The sequence below is a fragment of the Pseudomonas sp. FG-3G genome (assembly GCF_901007645.1).
GTDB classification, from domain to species: Bacteria; Pseudomonadota; Gammaproteobacteria; order Pseudomonadales; family Pseudomonadaceae; genus Aquipseudomonas; species Aquipseudomonas rhizophila.
This window is the reverse complement of record NZ_CAAKGZ010000008.1, coordinates 149653-166838: the sequence shown is the minus strand read 5'-3', so window position 1 is coordinate 166838 and position 17186 is coordinate 149653. Positions and strand designations below refer to the sequence as shown.

Annotated in this window: 18 protein-coding genes; 9 read left to right on the top strand and 9 right to left on the bottom strand. The window is 59.1% G+C overall.

Annotated features, from left to right (window positions below):
• Positions 1-37: 37 nt before the first annotated feature.
• The 5 genes from PSEUDOMOFG3G_RS04670 to acs all read right to left on the bottom strand — a co-directional run bounded on the left by PSEUDOMOFG3G_RS04670 (position 38) and on the right by acs (position 5774).
• A complete protein-coding gene (locus PSEUDOMOFG3G_RS04670; RefSeq protein ID WP_047228787.1) occupies positions 38-802 on the bottom strand; it encodes an ABC transporter ATP-binding protein in 765 nt (254 codons plus the stop codon).
• A 56-nt stretch (positions 803-858) separates the two neighbouring features.
• The gene (locus tag PSEUDOMOFG3G_RS04665) at positions 859-1557 is read right to left on the bottom strand and encodes an ABC transporter permease (RefSeq protein WP_047228788.1); all 699 of its coding nucleotides are present in this window, start codon (positions 1555-1557) and stop codon (positions 859-861) included.
• Positions 1554-2243, bottom strand: coding sequence for an ABC transporter permease (locus PSEUDOMOFG3G_RS04660; protein ID WP_047228789.1), 690 nt, complete (start codon positions 2241-2243; stop codon positions 1554-1556). The genes PSEUDOMOFG3G_RS04665 and PSEUDOMOFG3G_RS04660 overlap by 4 nt, the downstream gene beginning before the upstream one ends.
• A 90-nt stretch (positions 2244-2333) precedes the next feature.
• Positions 2334-3107, bottom strand: a complete 774-nt coding sequence (locus PSEUDOMOFG3G_RS04655) for an ABC transporter substrate-binding protein (RefSeq protein WP_047228790.1) — start codon at positions 3105-3107, stop codon at positions 2334-2336.
• Between the two features lie 711 nt (positions 3108-3818).
• Positions 3819-5774 carry an acetate--CoA ligase gene (acs, locus tag PSEUDOMOFG3G_RS04650; RefSeq protein ID WP_047228791.1) on the bottom strand — a complete coding sequence of 652 codons (1956 nt, stop codon included), beginning with the start codon at positions 5772-5774 and terminating at the stop codon, positions 3819-3821.
• Positions 5775-6337: 563 nt separating this feature from the next.
• Here acs and PSEUDOMOFG3G_RS04645 point away from each other — a divergent pair.
• The 4 genes from PSEUDOMOFG3G_RS04645 (at position 6338) to PSEUDOMOFG3G_RS04630 (ending at position 10024) form a co-directional block, all read left to right on the top strand.
• A complete protein-coding gene (locus PSEUDOMOFG3G_RS04645) occupies positions 6338-6601 on the top strand; it encodes a DUF2790 domain-containing protein (RefSeq protein WP_047228792.1) in 264 nt (87 codons plus the stop codon).
• Between the two features lie 29 nt (positions 6602-6630).
• On the top strand, positions 6631-6846 hold the full coding sequence (locus tag PSEUDOMOFG3G_RS04640) for a hypothetical protein (protein WP_047228793.1): 216 nt from the start codon (positions 6631-6633) through the stop codon (positions 6844-6846).
• Positions 6847-7335: 489 nt separating this feature from the next.
• Complete coding sequence (locus tag PSEUDOMOFG3G_RS04635) at positions 7336-8583, top strand: ribonucleotide-diphosphate reductase subunit beta (RefSeq protein WP_025215114.1); 1248 nt, start codon at positions 7336-7338, stop codon at positions 8581-8583.
• Between the two features lie 454 nt (positions 8584-9037).
• On the top strand, positions 9038-10024 hold the full coding sequence (locus tag PSEUDOMOFG3G_RS04630; RefSeq protein ID WP_139049344.1) for a hypothetical protein: 987 nt from the start codon (positions 9038-9040) through the stop codon (positions 10022-10024).
• A 5-nt stretch (positions 10025-10029) separates the two neighbouring features.
• Here the strand turns inward: PSEUDOMOFG3G_RS04630 and PSEUDOMOFG3G_RS04625 are convergent, their stop codons facing one another.
• Positions 10030-10842: a sulfite exporter TauE/SafE family protein gene (locus PSEUDOMOFG3G_RS04625; protein ID WP_139049343.1), complete on the bottom strand. Its 813-nt coding sequence runs from the start codon at positions 10840-10842 to the stop codon at positions 10030-10032.
• A 113-nt stretch (positions 10843-10955) separates the two neighbouring features.
• Between PSEUDOMOFG3G_RS04625 and PSEUDOMOFG3G_RS04620 the strand changes: the two genes are divergently transcribed.
• Positions 10956-11732 carry a helix-turn-helix transcriptional regulator gene (locus PSEUDOMOFG3G_RS04620; RefSeq protein ID WP_047228796.1) on the top strand — a complete coding sequence of 259 codons (777 nt, stop codon included), beginning with the start codon at positions 10956-10958 and terminating at the stop codon, positions 11730-11732.
• Between the two features lie 83 nt (positions 11733-11815).
• Positions 11816-12133 (top strand): helix-turn-helix transcriptional regulator, encoded by a 318-nt coding sequence (locus PSEUDOMOFG3G_RS04615; protein WP_047228797.1) that lies wholly within the window; start codon positions 11816-11818, stop codon positions 12131-12133.
• Between the two features lie 15 nt (positions 12134-12148).
• Here the strand turns inward: PSEUDOMOFG3G_RS04615 and PSEUDOMOFG3G_RS04610 are convergent, their stop codons facing one another.
• On the bottom strand, positions 12149-13204 hold the full coding sequence (locus tag PSEUDOMOFG3G_RS04610; protein WP_139049342.1) for an MBL fold metallo-hydrolase: 1056 nt from the start codon (positions 13202-13204) through the stop codon (positions 12149-12151).
• 186 nt (positions 13205-13390) lie between these two features.
• Between PSEUDOMOFG3G_RS04610 and PSEUDOMOFG3G_RS04605 the strand changes: the two genes are divergently transcribed.
• Positions 13391-14002 (top strand): TetR/AcrR family transcriptional regulator, encoded by a 612-nt coding sequence (locus tag PSEUDOMOFG3G_RS04605; RefSeq protein ID WP_047228799.1) that lies wholly within the window; start codon positions 13391-13393, stop codon positions 14000-14002.
• A 25-nt stretch (positions 14003-14027) separates the two neighbouring features.
• On the opposite strand, the gene PSEUDOMOFG3G_RS04600 is transcribed toward PSEUDOMOFG3G_RS04605, so the two are convergent.
• The gene (locus PSEUDOMOFG3G_RS04600; RefSeq protein WP_047228806.1) at positions 14028-14561 is read right to left on the bottom strand and encodes a DUF1003 domain-containing protein; all 534 of its coding nucleotides are present in this window, start codon (positions 14559-14561) and stop codon (positions 14028-14030) included.
• 92 nt (positions 14562-14653) lie between these two features.
• Positions 14654-15601, bottom strand: coding sequence for a LysR family transcriptional regulator (locus PSEUDOMOFG3G_RS04595; protein ID WP_139049341.1), 948 nt, complete (start codon positions 15599-15601; stop codon positions 14654-14656).
• A 14-nt stretch (positions 15602-15615) separates the two neighbouring features.
• On the opposite strand from PSEUDOMOFG3G_RS04595, the gene PSEUDOMOFG3G_RS04590 reads away from it, so the two are divergent.
• Entirely contained in the window at positions 15616-16326 is a 711-nt protein-coding gene (locus PSEUDOMOFG3G_RS04590; RefSeq protein ID WP_139049340.1) for a CTP synthase, read from the top strand.
• Positions 16323-16637, top strand: coding sequence for an antibiotic biosynthesis monooxygenase (locus PSEUDOMOFG3G_RS04585; protein WP_076383730.1), 315 nt, complete (start codon positions 16323-16325; stop codon positions 16635-16637). The genes PSEUDOMOFG3G_RS04590 and PSEUDOMOFG3G_RS04585 overlap by 4 nt, the downstream gene beginning before the upstream one ends.
• Positions 16638-17186 lie beyond the last annotated feature (549 nt).

Below are 17186 nucleotides of genomic sequence, written 5' to 3'. Positions count from 1 at the left end.
CGCAGCATGACCTGAATCAGGTGCGTAACGGGAGCGATTACTTGAGGCTGCCCGAAAGAAATTGTTGCAGCCGCTCCGATTGCGGATTGACCAGCACTTCGCGCGGGTTGCCGCTTTCTTCAACGATGCCTTTGTGCAGGAAGATCAGTTGGTTCGACACTTCCCGGGCAAAGCCCATTTCGTGGGTCACCACCACCATGGTCCGGCCTTCCAGCGCCAGGGCCTGCATCACTTTGAGCACATCGCCCACCAGTTCCGGATCAAGGGCCGAAGTCGGCTCGTCGAACAGCATGACTTCCGGTTCCATCGCCAGCGCCCGGGCAATCGCCACGCGCTGCTGTTCGCCGCCGGACATGTGGCCCGGGTAGGCGTCCTTGCGATGCGCCACGCCGACCTTGTTCAGGTAGTGCTCGGCCTTTTCGCGCGCCTCGGCCTTGGCTACGCCCAGCACATGCACCGGCGCTTCCATGATGTTTTCCAGCGCGGTCATGTGGGACCACAGGTTGAAATGCTGGAACACCATCGACAGCCGCGAACGCATGCGCTGCAGTTGCTTGGGGTCGGCGGCCTTCAAGGCGCCATCCTTGCCAGCCACCAGTTTCAGCTCTTCGTTGTTGAGCAGAATCTTGCCGGCATGGGGCTGCTCAAGCAGGTTGATGCAACGCAGGAAGGTACTTTTGCCCGAGCCACTGGAGCCGATGATGCTGATCACATCGCCGGCGGCGGCCTTGAGGGACACACCCTTGAGCACCTCGTGACTGCCATAGCGTTTATGCAGGTCTTGGACTTCGAGCTTGTACATGCGGTCGGTTCTCACAAAACGTCAGTCGTTGAGCAGTCGATCGGATCGATGCGTTATCAGTGCTTGCGCGGGGCCAGGTAACCCAGCCAGCGGCGCTCGGCCAGCTTGAACAGGCGCACCAGGATAAAAGTCAGGCACAGGTAGAAAACGCCGGCCGTGATGTAAGCCTCGAACGGCAAGTAGTACTGCGCATTCACCGTGCGCGCGGCACCGGTGATGTCGATCAGGGTCACGATGGAGGCCAGGCTGGTGGTCTGCAACATCATGATCACTTCGTTGCTGTACTGCGGCAGTGCCCGGCGCAGGGCCGATGGCAGCAGGATCCGGCGATACAACTTGTAGCGTGACATGCCCATGGCCTTGGCCGCCTCGATCTCACCGTTAGGCGTGGCGCGCAGGCTGCCGGCGATGATTTCGGCGGTGTAGGCGCTGGTATTGATGGCAAAGGCCAGGCAGGCACAGAAGGTCGCGCTGGACAGCCACGGCCAGAGGAAGCTCTCGCGTACGGCTTCGAACTGCGCCAATCCGTAGTAGATCAAAAACAGCTGCACCAGCATCGGCGTGCCGCGAATCACATAGGTATAGAGCCAGGCGGTCATGTTGATGACCGGCTGCTTGGACACCCGCATCAGCCCCAGGGGCAACGCCGCCAGCAGACCGAAGAACAGCGACAGGGCCAGCAGCTTCAAGGTGGTCAGCAGGCCGCTGAAGTACAGCGGCAAGGCTTCGTAGATGACGTTGTAGTCGAAGATCATAGATCAGCCGCCCTTATGCCTACCGAGTAGCGCTTCTCGAGTTGACGCAATGCCAGCAGCGAGACACTGGTAATCACCAGATACATTGCCGCCACTGCCAGGAAGAAGGTGAAAGGCTCGCGGGTGGCATCAGCCGCCTGCTTGGCCTTGAACATCATGTCTTGCAGGCCCACCACCGAAATCAGCGCCGTGGCCTTGGTCAACACCAGCCAGTTGTTGGTGAACCCCGGGATCGCCAGGCGAATCATCTGCGGCACCATCACCCGGAAAAACACCTGGAACCCACTCATGCCATACGCCATGCCCGCCTCGGCCTGCCCCTTGGGGATGGCCATGAACGCGCCGCGAAAGGTTTCCGACAGGTACGCACCGAAAATAAACCCCAGGGTACCGATGCCGGCCGCCAGCGGGTTCAGGTCGATGTAATCGTCATAACCGAGCATCGGCGCCACGCGATTGAGCAGGTCCTGGCCGCCATAGAAAATCAGCAGGATCAGCACAAGGTCGGGAATGCCGCGAATGACCGTGGAATACAGGTCACCCAGCCACGCCAGCCAGCGCACTGGCGAGAGGCGCAACGCGACGCCGATCAGCCCCAGGACAATGGCCAGGGCCATGGACGACAAGGCGAGCTCAAGCGTCAACCATGCGCCATCGAGGATGACAGCCCCGTAGCCTTTCAACATGATTCAGGTCCTCGAGAGTGGGATGAAAAAATGGCGCAAACCGCAGAGATCCTGTTGCTTGCGCCATTTCGCACGAGTGGCGGGACGTTGTTACTGGCCGTAGATATCGAAGGCGAAGTACTTGTCCTGGATTTGCTTGTATTTGCCGTTCTCGCGAATGGCGGCAATCGCGCCGTTGATCTTGTCCTTGAGGGCATCACCCTTGCGAACCGCGATGCCTACGCCGTCACCGAAGTATTTGACGTCGGTGAAGGCCGGGCCCACGAACGCAAAGCCCTTGCCGGCGTCGGTCTTGAGGAAACCGTCATCCAACAGGGTAGCGTCTGCCACGGTGCCGTCGAGACGGCCGGCGGACAGGTCCAGGTAGATTTCATTCTGCGAACCGTACGGCTTGATCTCGGCACCCAGCGGGGCCAGGACTTCACGGGCGAAGCGCTCGTGGATCGAACCGCGCTGCACGCCGACGTTCTTGCCCTTGAGCTCGGTCAGGCCCTCGCTGATCTGAGTGCCGGCCTTCATCACCAGACGAGCCGGGGTGTTGTAATACTTGTTGGTGAAATCAACAGACTTCTTGCGATCTTCAGTGATCGACATGGACGACAGAATCGCGTCGATCTTGCGCACCTTGAGCGCCGGGATCAGGCCGTCGAATTCCTGCTCGACCCACACGCACTTGACCTTCATCTCTTCGCACAGTGCATTGCCGATGTCGTAGTCGAAACCGACGATACTGCCGTCCGGGGCCTTCGAGGCGAACGGAGGGTAAGCCGCTTCGATACCGATTTTCAGGGGCTTTTCTGCGGCGAATGTCGACAGGGACAGCACGGACAGTGCCAGGGCGCCAAGCAGCACAAGTTTCTTCATCTTGGGACTCCATCGGGAAAGGGCAAAAACGGCAGAGTGAGCAACAGCCCAATATGCGAATGGGTGGAACGAACTTTAGTGCTGCGTCCTAAGAAAGCGTGCGTCAATTCAACGCAGCTCACGACGAGCGAGTGATCGGCATTCTAACGACAGGCCCGAAGCCGATATTTCTTCAATGCGACAACAAATTACAGAAGCACAGAAAACGCGACCTGAGCGCATTGACAGCCCCGCAAATTCATGCAAGAGCAAAAGAAAGGAAACCGATCTATGCTGCAAATTGCGGGCCCATTATTCGCAAACCCTTCTAATCCGGCAAGCACAGCGTGTCGCCTTGTTTTCCAAGACGCCTGGAACCGCCCTATAACGGGGCTTCGCGTTTCACATCGCCCCGTTGTGGCGCCTTTGGTTACACATTCCGAAACACCGGTAACGTTCAGCCCCCTCCTACTTTAAACGCCGATATTTATTCATCCATCGAACCCGTGGCGAGGGAGCTTGCTCCCGCTGGGCTGCGCAGCAGCCCCAAAGCCAGGCACAGCGGTCGTTCAGTCATACCGCATTGGCCGGTTTACGACTGCTGCGCAGCCGAGCGGGAGCAAGCTCCCTCGCCACAAAGGCACCACACGTCAAACTCTTCTGGCGTTAGCGACCATAAAAAAACCCCGCTCGGCAAAACCGGGCGGGGCTTTTCGGTGTTACGGGCTACCGTCAGGCGACGTTCATGGTCTTGTGCGTCTCGATCAGATGCGCCACCACACCCGGATCAGCCAAGGTAGAGATATCACCCAACCCATCGTATTCCGCCGTGGCGATCTTGCGCAGGATGCGGCGCATGATCTTGCCGGAACGGGTTTTCGGCAGGCCCGGGGCCCACTGGATCACGTCTGGCGAGGCAATCGGACCGATCTCCTTGCGCACCCAGTTCTTCAGTTCCAGACGCAAGGCCTCGCTGGTTTCTTCGCCGGCATTGAGGGTCACGTAGACATAAATGCCCTGTCCCTTGATGTCGTGCGGCACACCCACCACCGCCGCTTCGGCGACTTTCGGGTGGGCAACCATGGCGCTTTCGATCTCGGCCGTGCCCATGCGGTGGCCGGACACGTTGAGCACGTCATCCACCCGACCGGTGATCCAGTAGTAGCCGTCCTCGTCACGACGCGCACCGTCGCCGGTGAAGTACATGCCGCTGAAGGTCTTGAAGTAGGTGTCGACAAAGCGGTCGTGGTCGCCGTACAGCGTGCGCGCCTGGCCTGGCCACGAATCGAGGATCACCAGGTTGCCTTCGGCCGCGCCTTCCACCAGGTTGCCAAGGTTGTCCACCAACGCTGGCACCACGCCGAAGAACGGACGCGTGGCCGAACCCGGCTTCAACGCCGTGGCACCCGGCAATGGGCTGATCAGCACGCCACCGGTTTCGGTCTGCCACCAGGTGTCGACGATCGGGCAACGTTCCTTGCCGACATTCTTGTAGTACCAGTCCCAGGCTTCCGGGTTGATCGGCTCACCCACCGAACCCAGCAGGCGCAGGCTGCTGCCATCGGCACCTTCGACGGCGGCGGTGCCCGAGGCCATCATCGCGCGGATGGCGGTCGGCGCGGTGTAGAGAATATTGACCTTGTGCTTGTCGATGACCTGGGCCACACGGGTGATGTCCGGGTAGTTCGGCACGCCTTCGAACAGCAGCGTGGTCGCGCCATTGGCCAACGGGCCGTAGACGATGTAGCTGTGGCCGGTGACCCAGCCGACGTCGGCGGTGCACCAGTAGACTTCGCCCGGCTTGTAGTCGAACACGCGCTCATGGGTCAGGGCCGCATAGAGCAGGTAGCCGGCGGTGGTGTGCTGCACGCCCTTTGGCTTGCCGGTGGAACCGGAGGTGTAGAGGATGAACAGCGCCTCTTCAGCGCCCATTTCCTTCGGCGCACAAACGGTACCGGCCACTTTCATCAGGTCTTCGTACCAGATGTCACGGTGCTGGTTCCACTTGATGTTGCCAGCCGTGCGCTTGCACACGATGACTTTCTGGATGCTGCTGGTTTCCGGGTTGGTCAACGCATCATCGACGTTGGCCTTGAGCGGGATCTTCTTGCCTGCACGAATACCTTCGTCAGCAGTGATCACCACTTTGGATTTGCAGTCGATAATCCGACCGGCCAGTGCTTCCGGCGAGAAACCGCCGAACACTACCGAGTGAATCGCGCCGATCCGGGTGCAGGCCAGCATGGCGACCACGGCTTCGGGGATCATCGGCATGTAGATCGTCACCACGTCGCCGCGATGCACGTCCTGGCCGCGCAGGGCGTTGGCGAACTTGCAGACTTCTTCATGCAGCTCGCGATAGGTAATATTGCGGCTCTCGGCAGGGTCATCGCCCTCCCAGATGATCGCAATCTGATCGCCGCGCTCGGCCAGATGACGGTCGAGGCAGTTGTAGGAAACGTTCAAGGTGCCATCGGCAAACCACTTGATGTCGACATGGTGATCGTCGAAGGACGTCTGCTTCACCGTGGTGAAAGGCTTGATCCAGTCGAGGCGCTTGGCCTGCTCGCGCCAGAAACCATCCGGGTTGACCACCGACTGCTGGTACATGGCCTTGTAGGTCGCCTCGTCAGTCAGCGTGTTAGCCGCTACCTCGGGACGAACGGGATACAGAGAAGCCGCACTCATCTTTCTTACCTCGGTGACATAGTTGTTTTTGTATGTACCCGTTGTAGCCGGGGCGAGCCTATAGAACCATTCGACGATGGTAGTAACAAGTCCCTACAAAATGTCGGTACTAACATGCAAACCCCTGCCAGCAGGCCTTTTCCTGTGGGAGTGAGCCTGCTAGCGATAGCAGTGTGTCAATCAACAGTGCTACTGGCTGATCTGACGCCATCGCGAGCAAGCTCGCTCCCACAAGGATCTCCAATAAAACGAAAATCCCATACACACCACAGACCCATTGTGGGAGCGAGCTTGCTCGCGATGGCGGCGGCAAATCCAACATAGATGCAACAGACAACACCCGCCACCTGCCGCGATTATTACCAGATCAACCAACAGTGTTTATCAAAACCCGGTCTTTTTGCGATTAACCCCACCCCCTAAAATCCACCTCGCCAACCGGCAAACACGATTAACGCAACACAGCCCCCACGAAGGCCGTTAATCCAACTCCCAAAACCTGTTCCACACGCAGCCCCAAAAAGGTTGCGTGACCCCACTCGACCTCAAAAAAGGTGAAACAGATGAAAGCTTTATGGGTTCTGGTCCTCGCTGGCCTTAGCGTCACCGCGATGGCAGATGAGGCCCCGACCGACGTTGCACAGCAAAAACCAGCCATTGAGGAGTACACCTACTCCACCCACCTGGACATCGCCAAAGTCATCTCCATGAGCGACATCCCGAACGTCTGCGAAGTGGTCCCGGCCAAGATGGAATACGACGACTCCAAAGGCCAGCGCCACATCCTGCGCTACAGCGTCATGGGCACCGGCTGCTCCAACGGCTGATCAACTTAAACGAACCAGGAGCAACCTCCATGAAAACCAAACTGATCCTCGCCTTGACCCTGTCCGTCCTGGCCGCCCAGACCTTTGCCGCCGACGGTTATGACCGCACCGGCTCCGCTGTCGCTGAAGACGGTTACGACCGAACCGGTTCGGCCACCGTTGCCGAGGATGGCTACGACCGCACCGGCTCCGCTACTGTCGCTGAAGATGGCTATGACCACACCGGTTCGGCACATATCGGTTGATCATAAATGGCATTTTCCATAGCCCGATTTTGATCGGGCTTGGTTGTGTCTGTAACCATCAAAAAGCCCTTGCAAACACAACATGTAGTGCAAAACCTCAAAAAACGCTCGTTTTTTGATCAAAAAATACCGTCACCCGACCCATGCAAAAAAAATCTTCAGCGGCCAAAGCCTTGTAAACCCTTGCTCCCACGCGGATATACCGCCCGCGACCTCCTCCGTGGGCTATTTCGCCGCAGCACGTAGGCAAAAAAGTCCTTATAATGCCGCCTTAAACGGGCCTGCAATATTCCCTTACAGGGAGTCAAACCAGCCTGAAGCCCACGCAGAGGCCCATTGCCTCCTCGCGCTCACAGCCGCTTCAGAACGACCCGTACATTTTTCTGTTTATTGCCTGCGTCAGCTGCTGCAACAAACGATTTTCCAAGATCCACCGCGGCCAGTAGGCCTTCAACGGGCATCTGGCCCTCACGCAGGAGACAACACGTCATGCTGAGCTGGGACGAATTCGACAAAGAAGACGGCGAAGTCGCTGTAAAAGGCGCCAACGCCGGCCACGCTTCTGAAGCCAACATGGACCGCCTCGACAGCGCCGGCGGTGCCGCCGCCCTCGAAGCCCGGGCCGTGACGGCCAGCGACTCGGCCGCGATCATTCGCGCCAAGGCCGCCCTCGACAAACTCGACGTCGCCGAAGGCCTCGCCGAACTCGAAGGCGCCTCCGCCCGTGTCGCCGTCGATGAAAAGCGCATGATCAACTGCCGCGCCGACCTCAACCAGCTCGTGCCATTCAAATACGACTGGGCCTGGCAGAAGTACCTGGACGGCTGCGCAAACCACTGGATGCCGCAAGAAGTCAACATGACCGCCGACATCGCCCTCTGGAAAACCCCGGAAGGCCTGACCGACGACGAGCGCCGCATCGTGATGCGCAACCTGGGCTTCTTCTCCACCGCCGACTCCCTGGTTGCCAACAACCTGGTCCTGGCCGTGTACCGCCTGATCACCAACCCCGAATGCCGCCAGTACATCCTGCGCCAGGCGTTCGAAGAGGCGATCCACACCCACGCCTACCAGTACTGCATCGAATCGCTGGCCATGGATGAAGGCGAAATCTTCAACATGTACCACGAGATCCCATCGGTCGCGAAAAAAGCCGCCTGGGGCCTGAAATACACCCGTTCGATCTCCGATCCGAAGTTCGAAACCGGCACCCCGGACACCGACAAAGAGTTGCTGCGCAACCTGATCGCCTACTACTGCGTTCTGGAAGGCATCTTCTTCTACTGCGGCTTCACCCAGATCCTCTCCATGGGCCGCCGCAACAAAATGACCGGCGTCGCCGAGCAGTTCCAATACATCCTGCGCGACGAATCCATGCACCTGAACTTCGGCATCGACGTGATCAACCAGATCAAAATCGAAAACCCGCACTTGTGGGATGCCGAGATGAAGGAAGAAGCGACCCAGATGATCCTGCAAGGGACTCAGCTGGAGATCGAATACGCGCGCGACACCATGCCTCGCGGCGTGCTGGGCATGAACGCGGCGATGATGGAGGACTACCTCAAGTTCATCGCTAACCGTCGCCTGTCGCAGATTGGTCTGAAGGAAGAGTATCCAGGGACGACGAACCCGTTCCCTTGGATGAGCGAGATCATGGACTTGAAGAAAGAGAAGAACTTCTTTGAGACTCGGGTGATTGAGTATCAAACGGGTGGGGCGCTTAGCTGGGATTGATTCGAAAGAAAAATCTTAGGCTGCACGCTTAAATAAAAACCCCGTGAAAACGGGGTTTTTTGTTTTCTATAAGAGCCGATATCGCGTTTAACTTCAGGGCAGCCAAGCAACCTTTGCTCTACGAAAAACTCAGAATCGTTGCGCATTGGTGGCGGAAAGCTTCTCGGATTTTGCGAGGGTTTTGAGATTCCATCAGAAGCCGTCGTCCGTTGTTCAGGCGGCGGTTTTTTGTTGGTGATATGGAATTGGGGCTGCTACGCAGCCAGCGGGAGCAAGCTCCCTCGCCACGGGTTGGTGTCAGGTCACAGGTTATCGGCAGGCTTGATGGCCGGGGGATTTTGGGCATCGCGAGCAGGCTCGCTCCCACAGTTTTTGGTGGTGTGCTGAAACTTTGAGTGCAACCGGCCCTGCCCTTCGCTATTAATACATTTCCCCCTCCTGGACCCGAGCCCCGATGAAATTCGACCTCGCCTACTGCCTCAGCCTCGACGACAAGCTGTCGATCTATGACGTGCGCGATTTGAATTTCGACGAGACAGTGGCGTTCGATTCCGCGAAGGAACAGTTTCAATGCCCCAACGATGCCTGTCGGGCGGCGTTTGATGCGGCGAATGTGTTGGGGACGTTCAACGCCAAGAACGTGAATTACGTGCGCACGCCGCACTTCAAGAACATCCCCAGCACGCGGCATATCGAGGGTTGTCCTTATGTCAGCCTGAAGACTCCGGCGTCAGGCCTGGAGACGGAGGGCGGGGAAACGGATGACGGTCCGGAGGAGCATTTTCCGTCGGAATTATTGCTGACTCGGCGTGAGTATGTGCGCAAGCCATCCAGCCCGACGGTGGTGGCGGACGTTCTGCGCGATGAGCGAGAGCCTTCAGCCGCCAGTCATGTCGAGCACCCGAGCCGTGATTCAGCGCCGGACAAGACCAGCGTCTTCGCCCATCCGGTGGAGTGTTTTGTGTCGAACTTCGCGGACAAGGATCTGCTCAAGCGCATGCCGCTGAAGATTGGCGAGCACACGGCGCCCTATGGATCGTTCTTCAAGAAGATCGAGTACCTGCTGGACAACAAGGGGCTGATTTACTGGGGCAAGATCAAGCAGATCAAGGATTACACCCAGAGCTTTCGCATCGACTTCGAAGCAAAGGTCTGGTTCAAGCAACCGGACGAGGCGAAGAAGAAGCCTTACTCGGTGAACGTTTACCTGAGCAAGAAGCTGATCGACAACTACCGCAAACGCAAAGCGTTTCTGGAAGAGATCAAGCACGCCATCGAGAGTGACGCGCCGTTGTATTGCTTCTTTTATGGCGTGACGCCGGAGCTGAAACAAGTGCCGAGCAAGAAAAACCCCGAGCAGACGTTCGGGGTGTTCAGCGCCAATATCGAGAACCTGGATCACTTCATTATTCGGGAAGCGCCGGGGTTGGCTGGTCAATAGCTACCCTACCCCAGCCACATCCCAACCATCACAAACATCAACAACCCTACATACACCCGCGCATGCAGCCGATCCGGTATCCGCCCGATCCATGGTGTTGCCAGACGGATGCCCAGTAGCGCGCCGAGTGTGAGCACAACAAAGGCCAGCAAGTCTACGAAACCGACAAACCACGGGCCGAAGTCTGTCCCGGTGAAGCAGGCCAAGGCCATGTAGGTGATGGTGCCGGCCAACGCGACGGGCACGCTCAGTGGATTGGCCATCGACGTGGCCTGGGACATGCTCAGGCCACAACGGCGCAGCAGTGGCACGGTCATGACGCTGCCGCCGACGCCCAGCATTGTGGCGATGATTCCGATGGTTGTACCGCCCAATGCGGTCTCCATTGGCGCCAAAGGGCGTAGGACGGCATCGCTGGCGCGTGTCAGAAAACCTCGCCGCAGCAGGCAGTCCAGGATGGTCAGGCCCAGGTAAGCCATGAAGGCGTAGCGGATAATCTCGCCATTGAGCCAAGTGGCGGCCGCTGCGCCGAAGACCGCCCCCAGCGCAATGAAACCGCCGAACGGCCACAGGTAATGACGAATCAGTTGACCGGCACGCTGGTGTTTTCCGGTGGCGACCAGGGCGTTGACGATCATGACGCAGGTCGAGGTGGCGACGGCAATGTGCATGGCCGATTCACCGATGGCGTCACCCGAGTGATGGGCCATCAGCATGCGATACATCAAAGGCACCACGACGAAACCGCCGCCAAAGCCGAACAACACCGCCGTTACGCCACTCAGGCAGCCGAAGCACGCAAGCAATACATAGAACATCGAGGCGAATCCGTGAAATGGGAGGCGCCCCACGTTAGATAAGCGAAGCTTGGCCCGCTCTAGCAAGCAGGCCAATAATGTTTGCGTTTACGCCAATGATGAGTAGCCCCTCGATGCGCAACACTTCGATCGATTTATTGGATGCGATCCCCAGGGCTGTCGTCGCCATTGGCACCGACTACCCCCACGGACATTTACTGCCCTCGCACCATCATCGCCGGGCGCAGTTGCTGTATGGCGCCACTGGTGTGATGCACGTCCGCACCGAAGACGGTAATTGGGTGGTGCCGCCGCAACGGGCGGTATGGATCCCGCCCGGGGTTGCCCATGAGGTGCTGATGCTGGGGGTCAGCACGCGCAGCGTGTACATCGAACCGGCCGCGGTGACGGCCATGGACGCCCGTTGCCAGGTCATCAGCGTGTCGCCCCTGATGCGCCAGTTGCTGCTGGAAGCCGTGGAGCTTGCGCCGGAATACGACGAGGCCGGACGCGACGGCGCGCTGATCAATCTGTTGCTGCACGAACTGTTGCGCAGCACTCATTTGCCGTTGCACCTGCCACTGCCCAAGGACCCACGCCTGCTCGGCCTGTGCCAGGAGTTTCTGAAACGCCCCAACGCCCACGTCTCACCTGTGCAATGGGTGGCGCAGTTGCCTATCAGCCTGCGCTCGTTCAATCGGCTGTTCAGCCGGGAAACCGGGTTGAGTTTCAGCCAATGGCGACAACAGGCCTGTGTGATGTCGGCGCTGTCTCGATTGGTCGTAGGCGATTCGGTAACCCGTATTGCCCTGGATCTGGGCTACGACAGCCCTGCGGCGTTCTCCACCATGTTTCGCCGGGTGCTGGGTCACGCACCGAGTGCCTGGCTGGAAAAGACCACCGGTCATTGATCAAAAAAATGAGATTGATCAGGATTCAAAACAACTGTACAAAAACACAGTATTTTTTGAATCCACAGCTTTGGAGAACTCCCATGGCCTCGCTCGCAATCAAAACCACCCTGGAACGCATCGCTGTCTATCAATTCACCCCTGCCCACAGCGCGCAGGCTCGAGCCATGCTGGGCTGGAGTGTCGAGGAATTGTCACGGCAGTCTGGAGTCTCGACCCAGGCCATCCGGCGCTTCGAAGCGGGGGGCGAGCTACTTGATGTCACCCGCCTGGCCCTGGCCTTTCGGCTGGAAGCCGAAGGCCTGGTGTTCTTCCCGGGCTTTGCGCCTGGGCGCGGCATGAATATCAAAGGCGCCACGCCGGATCCGATGGGGCGGCCAGACTACGCAATGATCGAATGATCGATGCGTCGAGGGTCAGGCCATATCGGGCTGGTCTTGATAAGCCGAGGGTTCCACGTCCAGCCACCAGGCGCGGCCACGTTGCGGTTGCGCGAGGCTGAAGGCTTCACCCATTTGCGGGGTGGCAATGCAGACGTTGCGCTCCCAGGCCAGGGCCAGGATGCGATCGAAGGGTTCGTACCAGGCATGCATCGACAAATCGAACGTGCCGTTGTGGATCGGCAGCAACCAGCGGCCCTTGAGGTCGATATGCGCCTGCAGGGTTTGCTCCGGTTGCATGTGGATGTGCGGCCATTCGACGTTGTAGGCGCCGGTTTCCATCAGCGTCAGGTCGAATGGGCCGTATTGCTGGCCGATGCGTTTGAAACCGTCGAAATAGCCCGTGTCGCCGCTGAAGAAGATTCGGGTGGCGCCATCGATCATCACCCACGAAGCCCATAAAGTGCTGTTGCCGTCGAACAGCCCGCGACCGGAAAAGTGCTGGGAGGGTGTGGCGATGAATTCAATGCCGTCCACTTCGGTGCTCTGCCACCAGTCCAACTGACGCACCTTGCTGGCGTCGATGCCCCATTTGATCAGGGTGTCGCCCACCCCGAGAGGGGCCAGGAAATGCCGTGTCTTGGCGGCAAGTTGGAGGATGGCCTGATGATCGAGATGGTCGTAGTGATCATGGGAAAGAATCACCGCTTCAATTGGCGGCAGCTCTTCCAGGCTGATGGGCGGCTGATGGAAGCGCTTGGGGCCAGCCCATTGCAGGGGGGAAGCGCGCTCGGAAAAAACCGGGTCGGTCAGCCAGAACTTGTCTCGCAGCTTGAGCAGCACCGTGGAATGCCCGAGGCGGAAGACGCTGTTGTTCGGCGCGGCCAGCAGGTCGGCGCGCGTCAGCGGTTGTACCTCGATGGTGCCCGCAGGACGGGTGTTGCGCGGTTTGTGGAAGATCATGTTCCACATGATGCGTAGCATCTGGCCGAGCCCTTGGCGCGGTGTAGGGGCGTGGTTACGGTACTTTCCTTGCTCCTGCTGGGATGAAGGAAGCACCGCAGGGCTGTCAGTCGAAGAAAAAATGGTCATGATGCGAAAACTCCAAGGACGTCGTCGCAATTGCGCTTCGCCGTTGTGGGACGCTAATGGCCGTTGCATGCACGCTCAGCCGCCTGATTGAAAACTACACTACTCGGTGTAGTTTGTAGATTGCAGCAATCCCGAGAGCAAGTAAACTGCCAAGTGTAACTTCCCTTCTCCAGATGATGATTAACCATGACCGTACCGCCGCAGCGCCTCACCGAGCGAAAACGCGAATCCATCCTCCAGGCCGCGATTGCCGAATTCCGTAGCAGCGGTTTCGAGATCACCAGCATGGACAAGATCGCGGCGACGGCGGGTGTGTCAAAGCGCACGGTGTATAACCACTTCCCCAGCAAAGAGGAGTTGTTTGCGGAAATTCTGAATCGATTGTGGAACAGCATTACCGCCGAACAGGACATGGCCTACAGCCCGGAGCAGCCCCTGCGTGAGCAGCTTCGAAAGCTGCTGCAAGCCAAATTGCACATGCTGGCAGACGATAATTTTCTCGATCTGGCGCGCATCGCCATTGCCGCGACGATTCATTCGCCCGAGCGAGCCCAGGATATGGTTGCGCGCATGGGTCAGCGCGAAGAAGGTTTGACCGTGTGGATTCGCCAGGCCCAGGCCGACGGTCGGTTGAAAGCCGTGGAGCCGGCGTTTGCGGCGCAACAGATGCACGGGCTGATCAAGACGTTCGCCTTCTGGCCTCAAATTTCCATGGGCCAGCCGTGCCTGACCCAGGATGAACAGACTCAGGTGGTTGAATCGGCCCTCGACATGTTCCTGGCCCGCTATCAGGTCTGAGTGTCGCTACCACCGCAGAAACGGATTACGGCATCGATGGCTTGCTCACGAATTTCTCGTGCATCTCGGTAGTCAGGCAGTCGATGCGCTCGGTCAATGCCTTGGTCATTTCCGTCAGGCGGGTGTTCTGCTCCAACAACTCGAGCAATTGCGCCGTGTTCTGTGCTGCCTGGGCCTGGCGCTCACTGTTGGCAATGGCCAGTGCTTCGCGATGTTGAGCATCCGCTTCGGCTTGGGCCTTGTCCCGCGCGGCCTGGCGTGTCTGCGCCAGCAGGATCAGCGGGGCGGCGTAGGCCGACTGTAGGCTGAACGCCAGATTCAGCAAGATGAACGGGTAAGCATCGAAATGAACCACACCCAACATGTTCAGGCTTATCCAGATCAACACGATCAAGGTCTGCGCCCCCAGGAACATGGGTGTCCCGAAAAAACGCGCGAATGCCTCCGCGCGTAGCGCAAAGCGGTCATTACCAAAGGTCGGCCCCAAATGCGCGTGGGGACGATGAAAACGCAAGTGATCAACAGGTGCTGTGGAAGTGGGCTGCGACGATTCTGTCATCATGATGTTCTCTGCCTGAGGCTGGGGCTCAAGTCACTATACCGCCGGGAGATCATCCTCGATTGAGCCATCAACGCCCTGTTGGACAAAAGTCAGTGCAAGCGCAGATTGCACCTGAGTTCATCGAACAATGTCACCACTGAGCGCAAGGCGCGACAGTCGGGCCGGGTCAGCAGCCAAAGGGCCGTGTCATACCCCGCCAGCGGTTCGCCAATGGGCGCAAGGCCCTTGTTTTCGCCGATCAGAAAGTCCGGCAACGCCGCCACGCCCAGCCCGGCTCGAACCAACTCGGTGACCGAAAGCATGCTGTTGCAGCGATAGGCCGGCACCACGCCAGGAAGATGCTGACGGCGCCAAGCCACAGTGGGGTGATCGGGGAGAAAGTCATCCGGCGCGATCCAGGTCATGGCGGCCAGATCATCCGTATTTACCGAACGCAGATAGCGGGTGTCGGCACATACCCGATAAACCACATTACCCAGATGCCGCCCGACCAGATGTTCCGGCGGCGTACGGGTCAGTCGCAAGGCGATGTCGGCGTCGCGGCGGCTCAGGTTGGCAAAGTCGTTCGAGGTGCTCAGTTCAAGGGACAGCGCCGGGTAAGCAGGCATGAACCGCGCCAGGGCCGGCAGCAACAATGCTTGCAGGACCGAGTCAGTGCAGGTCAGGCGCACCGTGCCGCTGACGACCTCACCGCCCTGCTCCACCCCGATACGCGCCGCCTCCAACGCCTGTTCGGCGCGCTCGGCCTGCTCAGCCAGCGCCTGGGCCAGGCTCGTGGGCAAATACCCTGCACGGCTTTTTTCGAACAAGGGTTGGCCCAGGGCGGCCTCCAGCCGCCGTACCGAGCGGAAGACCGTGGACACATCCACGTGCAGCAAGCGCGCGGCTCGGGCCAGCGAACCGCCACGGACCAACGCCAGGATCAGGGACAGATCGGGATAGTCCAGACGATAGTGCATCGGTGCATTGATCACTTGGGCAAACGCCAATATTGATTGCGTGAACGCCAATCTATAGTGGCGACCAGGAATCAACAAGCGGCGAGCCTCTCATGGAAAACCAGCGTTCTTTGCACATCGCCCTGGTCGGCGACTATGACCCTCAAATAACGGCCCATCGGGCCATCCCCATCGCACTCGAACTGGCCAGCAAGCAAACCGGTCATCACATTGGTTTTCAATGGCTGGCCACCGATCTCATCACCGACAGCGCCGTCCTGAATGATTTCGACGGAGTCTGGTGCGTGCCAGGCAGCCCTTACCGAAACGAAAATGGCGCGCTGCAAGCCATTCGTTTTGCCCGCGAACAGCGTCGCCCTTTCCTCGGCACCTGCGGCGGTTTTCAGCATGCCGTGCTGGAATACGCGCGCAATGTGATGGGCTGGGCCGACGCAGCCCATGGCGAAACAGCTCCCGAGGCTGAACGGGCACTGCTGACGCCGTTAAGCTGTGCGCTGATCGAAACCATCGACTGTCTTGAGCTTGACGCCGATTCGTTGATTGCCAAGGCCTATGGTCGCCTTAAGGTTTTCGAAGGATATCGGTGCAGCTTTGGGGTCAATCCACAGTTTGAGCGGGACTTGCTGAGTGACCGCTTGCACGCCGTGGCCCGGGATTCGGCTGGCGATTTACGGGCCGTGGAGCTGGCTGATCATCCTTTTTTTGTCGCGACCCTGTTCCAGCCTGAGCGCGCAGCGTTGGAAGGACGTGTGCCGCCGCTGGTCAGTGCGTTTGTCGAGGCTTGCCGGAGGACAGCATCATGAGCGCCCCGTATTACGCGGTGATTTTCACCTCCCTGCGCACTGAGGGGGACCAGGGTTACGCCCAAGCCGCTGAGCGCATGCTGACTCTGGTTCAAGAGCAGCCGGGCTTCCTCGGCGTCGAGTCGGCCCGTGGCGCAGACGGCTTGGGCATCACCGTGTCCTACTGGAGCAGCGAAGCGGCGATCCTGGCCTGGAAACAGCACCCCGAACACCGCGCAATCCGCGAACGCGGTCGCTCGACCTGGTACGCCCATTGCCACACGCGGGTGTGCAAGGTCGAACGGGACTATGCCTTCCAGCGCCAAACCTGATGCCAGCCTACAAAACCTGCTCGCGAAAGCGCTGGGCCAGCTTGCATCCATGCTGAATGTGCCGCCGCCATCGCGGGCAAGCCTTGCTCCCACAGTGGTTTTTCAGGGCTAACCGATTCGGTGTTCACCGCAAATCCCTTGTGGGAGCGAGCCTGCTCGCGATTGCGCTGGGTCAGCTTGCATCCATGCTGAAGGTGCCGCCGTCATCGCGAGCAGGCTCGCTCCCACATTAGTTTTTCAGGGCTACCCGATTCGGTGTCCACTTCAAATCCCTTGTGGGAGCGAGCCTGCTCGCGATTGCGGCAGGTCAGCTTGCATCAGTGTTGAATGTGCCGTCGCCATCGCGGGCAAACCTTGCTCCCACAGTGATTTTTCGTGGCTACCCGATTCGGTGCTCACCGCAAATCCCTTGTGGGAGCGAGCCTGCTAGCGATAGCGGCAGATCAGCTTGCATCAGTGTTGAATGTGCCGCCGCCATCGCGGGCAAGCCTTGCTCCCACAGTGGTTTTTCAGGGCTACCCAATTCGGTGTTCACCGCAAATCCCTTGT

Excerpts from the sequence above, each read along its gene's own strand:
- PSEUDOMOFG3G_RS04670 (WP_047228787.1), bottom strand. The coding sequence starts at position 802 with ATGTACAAGCTCGAAGTCCAAGACCTGCATAAACGCTATGGCAGTCAC.
- PSEUDOMOFG3G_RS04665 (WP_047228788.1), bottom strand. The coding sequence starts at position 1,557 with ATGATCTTCGACTACAACGTCATCTACGAAGCCTTGCCGCTGTACTTC.
- PSEUDOMOFG3G_RS04660 (WP_047228789.1), bottom strand. The coding sequence starts at position 2,243 with ATGTTGAAAGGCTACGGGGCTGTCATCCTCGATGGCGCATGGTTGACG.
- PSEUDOMOFG3G_RS04655 (WP_047228790.1), bottom strand. The coding sequence starts at position 3,107 with ATGAAGAAACTTGTGCTGCTTGGCGCCCTGGCACTGTCCGTGCTGTCC.
- acs (WP_047228791.1), bottom strand. The coding sequence starts at position 5,774 with ATGAGTGCGGCTTCTCTGTATCCCGTTCGTCCCGAGGTAGCGGCTAAC.
- PSEUDOMOFG3G_RS04645 (WP_047228792.1), top strand. The coding sequence starts at position 6,338 with ATGAAAGCTTTATGGGTTCTGGTCCTCGCTGGCCTTAGCGTCACCGCG.
- PSEUDOMOFG3G_RS04640 (WP_047228793.1), top strand. The coding sequence starts at position 6,631 with ATGAAAACCAAACTGATCCTCGCCTTGACCCTGTCCGTCCTGGCCGCC.
- PSEUDOMOFG3G_RS04635 (WP_025215114.1), top strand. The coding sequence starts at position 7,336 with ATGCTGAGCTGGGACGAATTCGACAAAGAAGACGGCGAAGTCGCTGTA.
- PSEUDOMOFG3G_RS04630 (WP_139049344.1), top strand. The coding sequence starts at position 9,038 with ATGAAATTCGACCTCGCCTACTGCCTCAGCCTCGACGACAAGCTGTCG.
- PSEUDOMOFG3G_RS04625 (WP_139049343.1), bottom strand. The coding sequence starts at position 10,842 with ATGTTCTATGTATTGCTTGCGTGCTTCGGCTGCCTGAGTGGCGTAACG.
- PSEUDOMOFG3G_RS04620 (WP_047228796.1), top strand. The coding sequence starts at position 10,956 with ATGCGCAACACTTCGATCGATTTATTGGATGCGATCCCCAGGGCTGTC.
- PSEUDOMOFG3G_RS04615 (WP_047228797.1), top strand. The coding sequence starts at position 11,816 with ATGGCCTCGCTCGCAATCAAAACCACCCTGGAACGCATCGCTGTCTAT.
- PSEUDOMOFG3G_RS04610 (WP_139049342.1), bottom strand. The coding sequence starts at position 13,204 with ATGACCATTTTTTCTTCGACTGACAGCCCTGCGGTGCTTCCTTCATCC.
- PSEUDOMOFG3G_RS04605 (WP_047228799.1), top strand. The coding sequence starts at position 13,391 with ATGACCGTACCGCCGCAGCGCCTCACCGAGCGAAAACGCGAATCCATC.
- PSEUDOMOFG3G_RS04600 (WP_047228806.1), bottom strand. The coding sequence starts at position 14,561 with ATGACAGAATCGTCGCAGCCCACTTCCACAGCACCTGTTGATCACTTG.
- PSEUDOMOFG3G_RS04590 (WP_139049340.1), top strand. The coding sequence starts at position 15,616 with ATGGAAAACCAGCGTTCTTTGCACATCGCCCTGGTCGGCGACTATGAC.
- PSEUDOMOFG3G_RS04585 (WP_076383730.1), top strand. The coding sequence starts at position 16,323 with ATGAGCGCCCCGTATTACGCGGTGATTTTCACCTCCCTGCGCACTGAG.